Consider the following 10,689-nt stretch of genomic DNA (forward strand, 5'->3'; position numbering starts at 1 on the left):
AGCCCACCTAAATTCGTGATTGGATTATGTTGCCAGCGTGCATGACGCCAGCTGGAGAGCCGTAGTCGGCAATCTTGGTCCACGTCGCGCCTGAATCTGCGCTTATCCAGGTGTCCCCTTGCTCCGTTCCGGGCTCAGTTGCTGCTTGGGCAGACCCTCCCCTTGTCGCCAGTATCGACGCCAGCGCCTGCGAGTCAGGGTCTTCTGGTGAGAGGCAAACCGGCCGTCCCAGAATCAGCGGGGAAAATACGGTCTCTATCTCTGGATCTATCACACCCACTACAGCAACGGAGTTGGCATTGATGTCGTATACCGCAGCAGCCCAATCCCCGGCCGCGATGGTCGTCGACCCCATCCTGCTGCTCACGTAAAACAGATACTTGCCGTTGCCGATGTAGCAAACCTGGCTCCCACCGGCTCCCTCCGCCCCCCAATTGTCCACGGCACCTGGCCTGCCGGTGCTGTAGTAGAAGGCGGAACTGGCGCCAAGGCATTGAAAGAACGAAACGTCGTCGCTGTACACCACCCGCGCCACATCCTCGCCAATGAGGATCACGTCGAAATTTGATGGGCGGTTGAGATACGGCGTGCTGAATACGATCACGACCGCAGTCTGCCCATCCGTGGCCATGCCGATGGGAGCCTTCATATCGTGGGGGCCGGTGTTAACATCGAAAGCGTCCTGTATGACCTGCGAACGCAGCCGAATCCCCTGGCGGTCTACCCAATGAATATCCAGCGACGCATATCGGCGCACGTTTCCTAGCGGGTCGGGGTAAGCGCGGCCGTCCGTGCTTACCATGAACGCATCCACAAATACGGCGGTTCCGGAATTCAATACCTCGCCACCAGTTCTCAAATGGGCGTTGTACAAGTAGCCGTTATCTACCCTGCGCGGGCGACGGTAGGGATTGTCTGCCTCCTGATGGTCAATCAGAAACTGAGCGGTCACCGTAGCGGCTCTTTCCTCTATGGCCACTCTGACGGTTACCACCCATATTCCACGAGCGCCGTAACTGTCATTGTCATCGATCATGTCGACGACCACTTGTGACCAAAGCGTCGCCCGGTAGAAGGCCTTATCCTCGCCGTCCACCGACTCGACATACCGCTCCGCTACATGCTCCTGCCACGGAACCTGCGCCCAGGAGTAATAGGTTTGGGTGTTGTCAGCTGGGTCGTACGGCGGTGGCGACTGGCGCATGCTGAATGGCAAAGCGCCAAGCTGCCTTAGGAATGAGTCATCGATCTGGATCGTCAGCATAGCCAATGGCGAAGTACTCGGATCTGAGTTCTGCCGACTCCACCCATTGGGCTGCAGTGCAAACCTTGCTCGGTAGAGCTGCGGCGCCAGGACCAGGATCTGATACAGCACCACTGCACTCCGATCTACGAACGCCGCCAAGTTGACCTGGTAAGGCTCCGGCATATACATCCGGTTGTAGCCTCTCAGGTGTCCCAAGTTCCGAACCGTAAAAGCAGTTTCTGCTGTGAAAGTTGGCGCACTGTAGCTAGGCAGCAACGCCTCGCCGAGGCGGTACAATCCTTGAGGCCTGGCCACTAAGAACTCGTCGGTGATAGTGACGGGCTCAATCTTGACCCTTCCGTTGAGGGCATCCCTGCCCTGCGGCAGCTCGATCACCAGAGAGTCAGCCAGATCTGTCGGGGCGGCTACCTTCATCGTGCCGACCACAACCAGCCAAGCAGGAGGGTCGTACACTTCAGCCGAATAGTTTTTACCGACCCGCCGTCCGCGCACAATGAAGCCGTCGAAGAATTCGTGCTTGATCCCAAAGCGGCTGACGATTGATTTGGCGAGCTTCGCAGCTCGCCTCAGCAGGTACGAGCCGCTGGCGGTGTTCGTCTTGCGAATCATGCACCACCAGAGGAAATTTCAGCATTGAGGGTCGACGCAGCACTCGATGCAGCGGCAGCGACATCACCATAGGCCCGGGCGGCCTGGGCAAGCGCCGCATTGCGCGTGTCCCCTGATGCTGAAGCCACTCGTATGCGCTGGCTGTCCAAGCGGCCGTTCATGCGCAGGTTTGCCGCCTGCAGGCGCAGCTCCTCGAAACCGAGTTGCACGTTGTAATAGCTGGCCATCGCCCCCTGGAAAGTCGCATAGGCCTGTGTCTTGATACGGCTGGCTTCCAGATCTCGATTGGGCAAATCAACCCACTGGCGATAGAAGTCCGCCATCGCATGAAGCACGCCCTGTTTCAGGCGGATCGCCTGCTCGCCAGCGAACTTCAGTAGGTCGAGCTTGAGCTCGGCATCCTTGATCGTTTGCGCGCGGTTCACGTCACCGATCGCGTCTGCAGCTGCGCGCTCGACCTGAACGAGCGCGGCAACCTGGGCGCCCACCGGTGCGCTGAATCCTCGCGCGCTGAATTCGGTATGGATCTGTCGAACCGCACTATTGCGGGCTCGATACTCGCGATCCCGGCTCTCATGCCAGATCGCTTCGAACACCTCTTTATTCAGGCCAAACGGCTGCTGGCCGGTGATGATGCCCACCAACCATTCCTCTGGCGAAGTACGCAGCGACGCGTTGATCTCAGGGAAGTACTTGTCGATCCACTTCTCGCTTTCGTTGTCCAGGAAGCGCAGCGTCGAGCTGGAATTGTCCGGGCTCAGCAGATCGCTCAGCCTTGCTGGTGCCTGCAGGCTGGGTTGGCTGATCGAATGGCCCAGATCCGCCCCAGTCACCGATGGAATGAATGACGAGATACGGCCTTCAGCTGCGCGGGCATTCGTAAGCGCGCCCTGGGCGAAGTCCATCAGTTGCTGAATGTTGTCGTCAATCGTCGCCATCAACGTGTCCTGTAGCCAGAGCCGCGGCGCTGGGTAGCGCCTACGAGCAGTTCGAAGGAGTCCACCTCTGCATAGGACGCATCTGCGACCTCCAGCTGGATGGACCAGTTTCTGGCCGCCACCCCCTTGGCCAGCGTTGATCTCTTCACGCTTCCATCGCCGCTGACACGATAAACCCTCTCCGCGCCGTCATCGCCTCGCACACGCAGGTAGCACTGTCCGTCGGTTCGAAGCCCCAGGTAGGCCATTTCCGCGCGCTTGACGTGGGAGTCGCCGAAATCCGAGGTTCCAAAGTCGATCAGCGCATTGATCAGCTCGCCGTTGTCTGTGGCATCACCGATGCGATACAGGCCGTCTGATCGAATCCCGTACGTCACGCCATCCACAGTCGCAAAGGCTTGGAAGTCGAACCCCTCGTAAGTTGTTGGCGCACCTGTGAGGGCGTTGACCGCGTACTGGATCGCCTGATGCCGTGCTGTTGACGTGGAGCTGAACACCGCCACGCTATCCATGGCCATCAGCTCCATCATCTGGCCGAACGAACTCGCCGATGCAACCCGCACAGCATCCATGGTGCTGAGTTCCAACACGATCGTGAGCGTGGCCGAAGACGCGATGCCCAACCTATCGATGCCGAGGAGCAGCAGCGCCGCATCCAGCTGGCTAGAGTCGGCAGCTATGACGTTGTCCATCCCGTCATATTCGCCATCTGCCATGTACGGCGCACCGCTTCGGATATAAGCAACGAGCGGCTTCGCGGCGCGCACGTAAGCAAGTGGCCGGTCCGTCGCCAAGGCAGCGATCGCCGGCAACCTCGCTCTCACGGTCAAGACTCCACCGCTTCGCAGGTTCATGCTCACAATCGGGGGTGGCATGATCGCCACCAGTTGGTTCGGTACCCGCTCCAAAAAACCAAGCGTTGCCCGCATCCTTGCTCGAGGCAGCACCCCGGACATGATCGCGATGGGGCGATCTGCAGCTAGCATGGCCGGGTGCGGCACGAGGGCAGAGAACCGGGAAACCCCGTGAATTCTCCGCAACGCCGCAATCAGCAAGGGTTTGGGAATATCCGCCATCACACCAGCTACTGGCGCGTCAGATGCAAGCATCCGCCACCGCGGAGCCTCAGCGTAGACGTTGATCACCTGGGCCAGCGCCTTAATGCTTGGCGCATCCACTGCATCGCCCAAGCTGTAGAGCAGCGCCGCCCCGAACACTTCTCCAGCGATCGGCACTGACGAGATATACACCTGGTTCCCATTGATCCAGTACGAGACCTTTCCGGCCTCACGCCTCACCGTTACCCGAGCCTGCGCAGGCAGAGAGCCACGGGCCTTGGTGGCGCCCTGCTCCACCACCGTCCACTCACCTTGGCGCGCCACCACTGAATGCGTCATGGCGCCGTAGGTGTGGTTGTACGAGCGGCGTCCGAATCCAAACTGCGTCGCTACAAGAGATGCCGCCAAGGTTCCCGAAAACTCACCGAAATTCGGCACCGGGCTGCGCGATCGAGCGCCAGCGTTCCACCCCGTATTGGCTTGGTAATCGGTGCGCGCGGGTGATCCGGCGCGTCCTGGCAGTTCCGGATAACAGGTGGTGATGTTCTGAAATCGGGGGGTAAGCGAACTGCCCGAGCTCGATCCCGGCGAGCTTTTACCTGGTGGTGGGATGTATACCCAAGACCCGCCAGTCATCGCACCGCCATACGATGGGTTGTTCGCCGGGTTCGAAGGCGCGTACACCATACTCCCAGAAGATCTCCCAGACGATCCAGACGAACTGCCTGAGGCCCTCGAATACCCCACCCTCTGCGCCTGCGTAACGCAAAAGGCAGGTCGCGTAGGTATAGGGGTTACCTCGGCGACATAAATGGCTGTTGGGGTCTTGAATAGGCGGTTGGCCACAGATCACTGCTCCGGGATAGCGATCTGAAAGAAGTCGAACGACTGAGGCGCTCCAGTGATCAGCGGCAGTTCTGTAATCACCATGTCGTTACCAGGTGAACCAGCAGTTCCTTGAAGTCGCACGTCAGTAGTGCCGGCATTGCCGGTGTCGCCGGGCTTGACCAGTCGGAAGAATGTCGGCGACCCATTGGCGATCACAGTACCCGTCCAGTTTTCCGCGACCGACTTCGACAGTACGCCGTTCGGCGCGGCCGACTCGAACGTCAAGGGCGTCCCTGTCCCGCCTGCAGATATCTCGGCGAGCAGTACGGCACTGCCAATTGCCGAGTCAGGGCTCACCGGCACCGATCCGCTGTAGATGCGAACCACGCACTCGTTTAGCAAGGTGCGAAGCGGACCGGACACCACAAGTCCTTCTCGCAGCGCAGTGCTGAATTTGATAGCCATGGGGCTCTCCTAGTTGGTGGGGATGTATGTGATTCCGCAGACCAGCTTGGCGTCCAGATCCACGGACAACTGCTTGGCGGTGGAGAACCGGACAACCGATAGCAACAGGCCGCTGTTGGCGCCCTTGGTCTGGTTCGAAACGATGAATGAGCCGTACACCGTCGCATCTTTGGTCGGCGTGAAAACGGCTTTCGAAGCCAGGTTGTCGTAGGTGCCGTCGTTGTAGCTACGCAGCCACTCGGGCCGCGTCGGCTCGGAATAGTCGAGAAATTCGCCCATAATCGCGGGGATATCCGCGGCGCTGGTATTGGCAGACGCCAGAAAGTTCTTGGTGAACAGGCCGCAGTAGAACGCGGGAATCGACGCGACATCTCCAAAAGGAGCCTGAGCCAGAAAGTCCAGGCCAGCCTGTGGGATACGGTTGTGCTTGACCTCTCTGTGCACCAGCTCGCCGGTGCGTCGATCAAACAGCTGCAGCTCGTGGCGGAAGCCCAGGATGTTCAGGGTGTCGTGGCTCATTAACCTATCTCCAGATCGGCGAAGTCGCCCGTCGCCAGGTTGTTTGTGTCGGTGGCACCGCGCATGGTGGTGACCACCATCTCGTTGCCGTTGTGGCCGAGGTAGCCAGCAGCGCCCTTGCGCGCTATCTCGGGAGCGAATTGCGAGCGGTTCACCAACTGCACCTGGCCCATGGCATCGCCAATGGCCTGGCCAAAGCGGGTGAACCAGGCTGCACGGCCATCAGGCAGGGTCACGGCCGAGCCGGCCACCGCATCCATTTCAAGCACCGTGCGACGGCTGGGCGCCGGGGTTTCCAGCTCGGTGATGAAATAGGTCTTGTCGGCGACGACGTAGACGCCGCCATCGGTAGCGGCCAACAGCGAGACCGGCGCGGGAAACTGGAAGAACCCGCGAACGGGATCGGTGAGATGCGGGTACATAGGGGAGGTAAAAAACACGTAGCGATCGTGCCGGCCCACCAGCACCCCGTGGTAGGCGACCAATTCATCGCAGTAGGGGAGCGGCCCCAGGCCTTCGGTTCCCAGGTATTCCTGGCTGTCCTTTATCGAGGTCAGCGCCACGGCACCGCCGTACAGCAGCCCCTGATAGAACAGCGTGGCGCCGTTGGGCACCGACGCGTAAATGCGCATAGGCCGCGCGTCAGCGCTGCTGATCCGGATCCCGCATCCTTCCGGCACATCCAACAGAACAGGGTCTGCACCCGACTCTTCGCCGTCGGCGCCTACAGCAACCAATGCGATCCAGTACCGTCCAGAGAGAGTGCCGCCTGGTATCACCTCCAAGTGGCAACCCGGCGCCGGCACTGCCCAAGGCTTCAGCGACTTTCCGTCGGTGCGAACGCTGTCGACCGGCGTATTGAGATACAGCACACCGTTGAGCTCGGCTGCAGCTACAGACGAATCCGCCGCGATTGCCCCAAGCTCGATGCTGTCACCGGTGTCGGTGTCGTAGGATCGCAGCACCGCGCCATCCACAATCACCAGGTACTTGCCTACTGCGTAAAGCGCCCGCCCTTCCGCTACTGGCAGCACATTGCTGTAGCCAGCACGCAACGCAAGGATGCCGTCAGCGGCAGGGTCGAAGTTGACCAAGCCCCTGACGGCCCCTTCGGGAAGCCGATTGGCCTTCGCGATGTTGTTGACGCCTTGTGGCCAGGCGTCGAAACGGATTGGCGGGGCTGGCATTGCTGTCTCTCGGTAAAGGATGCCGAGAGTTTGTGGCGGCGCAGGTGCTGCTAGCGAACCCTACAGGGGGTCGCGGCAACCAACCATGCAATAGCTTGGTGCCACCACAGCTATTACACTGGCGACTTACGACTTCAACTTCGAAGAGGCTCACGCATGGAATTCAAATTCCCCAGCAAAATCGATGGCTACCAACCAGAGGTTGTCAGAACATTAGTAAATGTCGAAGACGCCGCAAGCCGACACGCAGCGCTAGGGTTGCATCATCCTGCAGACATTTTCCTTTTTGCGTTCACGGATGCCTTAAAAAGTATCGAACGCCTAGCTATAAATCTCAAAATAGAGACGCGAAAGAAGTGCGAAAGTCCTGAATACAAGATCGACCTTGATGACTTCCGTATAGACATATTTAACATGCTCTTTTTTACAAACAACTTTATCGAGGCATGCCAATCAGTTATCAGGTCGATTTTCTCAGAGGATGAAAAATCTAAGTTCACTAAGGCATCCCGTGCGTTCAGCGCAGCCACTTCAGATATACGAGCACACACGTCCGCGATAGTTAACGAAATAAAACACAAGCACCGTGTAATTCGCCCTTTTACGTTCTCATCCCCTGCAGGAGTAATTATTGGATACTACATTGAAGGCATCGTTGCAGAAAACTGTACCGGCCCAGACCCTCTGATTCACCAGAGGTTTGAAGATGTATATACTGGATTCTCCCTAAACCAACAATTATCGTTTCACCTTTTTAGCTTGTATAAAGTCGCCGCATGCCTAGAGTCAACTGTAAGGGCACACCGGAATGTTAAACCTGCCGAGACCATGGAAAGCCATAAAGACATAGCTCTTGATTGCCTACGCGCCGTATCAGAAATCCCTCTAATGCTGTTACCTGACGAATTTAACAAAGACTACGCGACGGTCGTAGAGAAGAAGCCAGGACACTTTACAATTAGCAATCCCAGCAGAAAAAAACCTGAAAACCCACAGCGCGCACATGCACAAATCAGCTTATCTACAACAGTAGGAATTAAGGCGAGATCTTTTACAATGCCCTACTTCATTCCTAGAACGTAGAGTTCTCTATCTATCGGCATTGATTATTCAGCGCAGCCAATACATTGGAGAACTAGAACTATCTCACCCTTTAACACCAATCAGTTCTTCCCACCTTGTGGTGTAGCACCGGCTCTTCATCTCCCGCTTCATGCCCCACCAAGGATCGACCGGCACCCGCGCCAAACGCACGGTGCCGGCACCCTCCCGCCTGTTGATTGCATCCAGCGCGGCCATCACCTTGTCACTGCCGGCCCGCGCTGCGGGCGCGAATAGATCAGCCGTCACCTCGCCGCGCTGGCTCAAGTCCATCAGCAGAATCGAGCACTTCGAGTACGCGAAGCCCTGCCGGTAGATCGCATCCAAGGCGCGCAGCGCCGGTGCCAGAATGTCCCGCGTGTCATCGGTCGGTACTGGCAGCGCCACCGTTTGCGCGTTCGCGTAGCGCGGCAGCGCAGGGTTGTGGATCTGCGTCTTGATGCTCACCTGGATGGCACCGCACAGGCTCTGCTGGCTGCGCAGCTTCTCGCAGGCGCGCGTCACGTAAGTGGCCAGGGCCTCGCGTATCGGCGCCAGGTCTTCTAGCTTCTCGCCGAACATCTTGCTGGAGCAGATCGCCTGTTTCGGCGGTGGGCCGTCGTTGAAATCCAGGCAGCTCACGCCGCGCAGCTCGCGTGCGGTGCGCTCCAGGGTCACGCCGAATTGCTTGCGTAGCGTGGCCACGTCGAAGTGCGCCAGATCCCACGCGGTGTGAATCTTCAACGCCTCCAACTGCGGCGCCAGGCGCCGGCCGATGCCCCACACCTCGCCCACCGGCGCGATGCGCAGCAGCTTGGCCTGGCGGGCCGGGTCGGTCAGATCGACCACGCCGCCGGTGGCCGGCCACTTCTTCGCGGCCCAGTTGGCCAGCTTGGCCAGCGTCTTGGTGGTGCTGATGCCCACGCCCACGGGCATGCCGATATCGCGCAGCAGGCGTGCCCGCACCTGGCGGCCGAGGCCATCCCGGTCGGCGATGCCGGTGAGGTCAGCCCAGCATTCGTCCACGCTGTACACCTCGATGCCGGGCACCATGTCACGGATGGTGCGCATTACCCGGTTGCTGATGTCCGCGTACAGCGTGTAATTGCTGGAGCGAACCACCACGCCGCCAGCGCGCAGCTGGTCGCGCACCTTGAAGTACGGCGCGCCCATGGGAATGCCGAGGGCCTTCACCTCAGCGGTACGGGCGATCACGCAGCCGTCGTTATTCGAGAGCACCACCACCGGCTTGTGCTTTAGGGCCGGCTGGCAGATGCGCTCGCAGCTGCAGTAGAAGCTGTTGCAGTCGATCAACGCGAATACCTGGCTCATGCTCAGCGCCCCACGTAACTGATCACCCAACGCACCACGCCCCAGATCTGCACGCACTCTTCGTACTCCAGGTTGATGTCGGGCGTGAAACGGCTGGGCGCGCGCAGCACCAGGCGGCCGTCGCCGTCATCGATCATCAGGCGCACGCGGTAGAGGCCGTCGTCCTCGAGATCCACCACCACGTACTGCTCACGCTTGGTCATGGTGCCGCGGTCCACCACCAGCCGGTCGCCGGGGTACATGCCGAAGCCGATCAGGCTGTCATCCTCCACCCGCACCACCCATACGTGGGGCGCCCCCAGGCTGGTCAGCGCGTCGAGCGAAAGCCCCTCTTCCTTCTCGTCTTCGGCGGGGGACTGGAAGCCCGTGATGCGCAGTTCCTTGGCTTCGGGCAACAGGTGGGTGAGCCGCTGGTTGCGGCCCAGAATGGTAAGTGACATGGGGTAAATCTCGATTACTGTATGTACATACAGTAATCGAGGCATTCACATCATGGCAAAAGGCAATTCCCGAACGGCAGCCGCTCCCAGCACCTACGAACTGCTCGGCGCCCGAGTTGAGCGGGTTATCAACTCTCCGGCCGCGCAAAAATCCCGATCAGCGGTCTCTGCTCCATCAAGGCAACAGAGATTCTGACCATGGGTTTCTCCAGGCACGAAAAAGCCCGCGCAGTGGCGGGCTGCATTGAAATGACCGGCGATCAGCCTTGCGGCTGCACCCATAGATCGGCCTGCGCCTGGCCGGCCAGCGCGAGCGCTTCACGCAGCTCAGGCGCGCCGACGTCGACGGCGGTGTTGTCGTGCAGCACCCAGCGCACAGTCGCGCCGTCACCGGCTGACTCCAGGCCGAGGATGGCGCGAGCCATGCGGCCCTGGCTGATCTCGTCGCCGTCAAAGACCTGGCCGCTGGCGGTCGTCACTGTGATGGCTTTCACGGCAGCGGCGCGGGCGAGCTTGAAGGCATCACGCAACGCCTGTTCTTGCACGGCCTGCTTGTCGGCGGCGGTGATCATCTTGCTGAAATCGATGTTCATGGCGCCTCCACACTAGCAGCGGCCCAAGGCAATTCCGCGAGATCCGGCCCGGCGTCGAGCGGCAGTTTCACAGTGCCTGCCTTCGTCACGCGGATCGGGTCGGGGAATGCCACAGCATCCGATGGGTTGAGCCCGTAGGGCAGCCTCAGGGTGACGAACAGCGTATCGCCCGCCCTGGTTATCTCGTCGGTGAACCACTCGGAATTCACAGCGGTAGCGGGCAAGGCCTGGCCAGCTTGAAGCGGCGAGAAGTCAAACACCTCCCCATTGATGGTCAGCGCAAAGCCGTTCGTTGAAACACTGGGCGCCGGCTGATCACCACGGAAAGGCGACAGTTTTATGCTGATCATTTCCACCTGCCTGTCAGCTTGAG

General features: G+C 59.7%; 12 protein-coding genes. 2 read left to right on the top strand and 10 right to left on the bottom strand.

Annotated elements, in window-relative coordinates; all coding sequences use genetic code 11:
• Positions 1-7: 7 nt before the first annotated feature.
• From BVH03_RS21860 to BVH03_RS21885, 6 genes are all read right to left on the bottom strand, one after another.
• Positions 8-1,876, bottom strand: coding sequence for a hypothetical protein (locus BVH03_RS21860; RefSeq protein WP_075963158.1), 1,869 nt, complete (start codon positions 1,874-1,876; stop codon positions 8-10).
• Positions 1,873-2,814, bottom strand: a complete 942-nt coding sequence (locus BVH03_RS21865; protein WP_075963159.1) for a hypothetical protein — start codon at positions 2,812-2,814, stop codon at positions 1,873-1,875. Before BVH03_RS21865 ends, BVH03_RS21860 begins: the two co-directional genes overlap by 4 nt.
• A complete protein-coding gene (locus tag BVH03_RS21870; RefSeq protein ID WP_075963160.1) occupies positions 2,814-4,310 on the bottom strand; it encodes a hypothetical protein in 1,497 nt (498 codons plus the stop codon). The genes BVH03_RS21865 and BVH03_RS21870 overlap by 1 nt, the downstream gene beginning before the upstream one ends.
• A gap of 411 nt (positions 4,311-4,721) precedes the next feature.
• Complete coding sequence (locus BVH03_RS21875; protein ID WP_075963161.1) at positions 4,722-5,165, bottom strand: hypothetical protein; 444 nt, start codon at positions 5,163-5,165, stop codon at positions 4,722-4,724.
• 9 nt (positions 5,166-5,174) lie between these two features.
• Entirely contained in the window at positions 5,175-5,684 is a 510-nt protein-coding gene (locus tag BVH03_RS21880; protein ID WP_075963162.1) for a hypothetical protein, read from the bottom strand.
• A complete protein-coding gene (locus BVH03_RS21885) occupies positions 5,684-6,871 on the bottom strand; it encodes a hypothetical protein (RefSeq protein ID WP_075963163.1) in 1,188 nt (395 codons plus the stop codon). Before BVH03_RS21885 ends, BVH03_RS21880 begins: the two co-directional genes overlap by 1 nt.
• A gap of 156 nt (positions 6,872-7,027) precedes the next feature.
• On the opposite strand from BVH03_RS21885, the gene BVH03_RS26155 reads away from it, so the two are divergent.
• Positions 7,028-7,954: a hypothetical protein gene (locus tag BVH03_RS26155; RefSeq protein WP_143486038.1), complete on the top strand. Its 927-nt coding sequence runs from the start codon at positions 7,028-7,030 to the stop codon at positions 7,952-7,954.
• A gap of 63 nt (positions 7,955-8,017) precedes the next feature.
• On the opposite strand, the gene BVH03_RS21890 is transcribed toward BVH03_RS26155, so the two are convergent.
• The gene (locus BVH03_RS21890) at positions 8,018-9,283 is read right to left on the bottom strand and encodes a Y-family DNA polymerase (RefSeq protein WP_075963164.1); all 1,266 of its coding nucleotides are present in this window, start codon (positions 9,281-9,283) and stop codon (positions 8,018-8,020) included.
• 2 nt (positions 9,284-9,285) lie between these two features.
• Positions 9,286-9,723 carry a LexA family transcriptional regulator gene (locus BVH03_RS21895; protein WP_075963165.1) on the bottom strand — a complete coding sequence of 146 codons (438 nt, stop codon included), beginning with the start codon at positions 9,721-9,723 and terminating at the stop codon, positions 9,286-9,288.
• 52 nt (positions 9,724-9,775) lie between these two features.
• Between BVH03_RS21895 and BVH03_RS26160 the strand changes: the two genes are divergently transcribed.
• Positions 9,776-9,919 (top strand): DUF1654 domain-containing protein, encoded by a 144-nt coding sequence (locus BVH03_RS26160; protein WP_143486039.1) that lies wholly within the window; start codon positions 9,776-9,778, stop codon positions 9,917-9,919.
• Positions 9,920-9,983: 64 nt separating this feature from the next.
• On the opposite strand, the gene BVH03_RS21900 is transcribed toward BVH03_RS26160, so the two are convergent.
• Together BVH03_RS21900 and BVH03_RS21905 are read right to left on the bottom strand one after the other, a co-directional pair.
• A complete protein-coding gene (locus BVH03_RS21900) occupies positions 9,984-10,316 on the bottom strand; it encodes a hypothetical protein (protein ID WP_075963166.1) in 333 nt (110 codons plus the stop codon).
• On the bottom strand, positions 10,313-10,689 hold a 377-nt coding region (locus tag BVH03_RS21905; protein WP_218189560.1), incomplete at its 5' end, for a hypothetical protein. The genes BVH03_RS21900 and BVH03_RS21905, both read right to left, overlap by 4 nt.

Source organism: Pseudomonas sp. PA15(2017) (assembly GCF_001945395.1).
In the GTDB taxonomy this organism is placed as follows: domain Bacteria; phylum Pseudomonadota; class Gammaproteobacteria; order Pseudomonadales; family Pseudomonadaceae; genus Aquipseudomonas.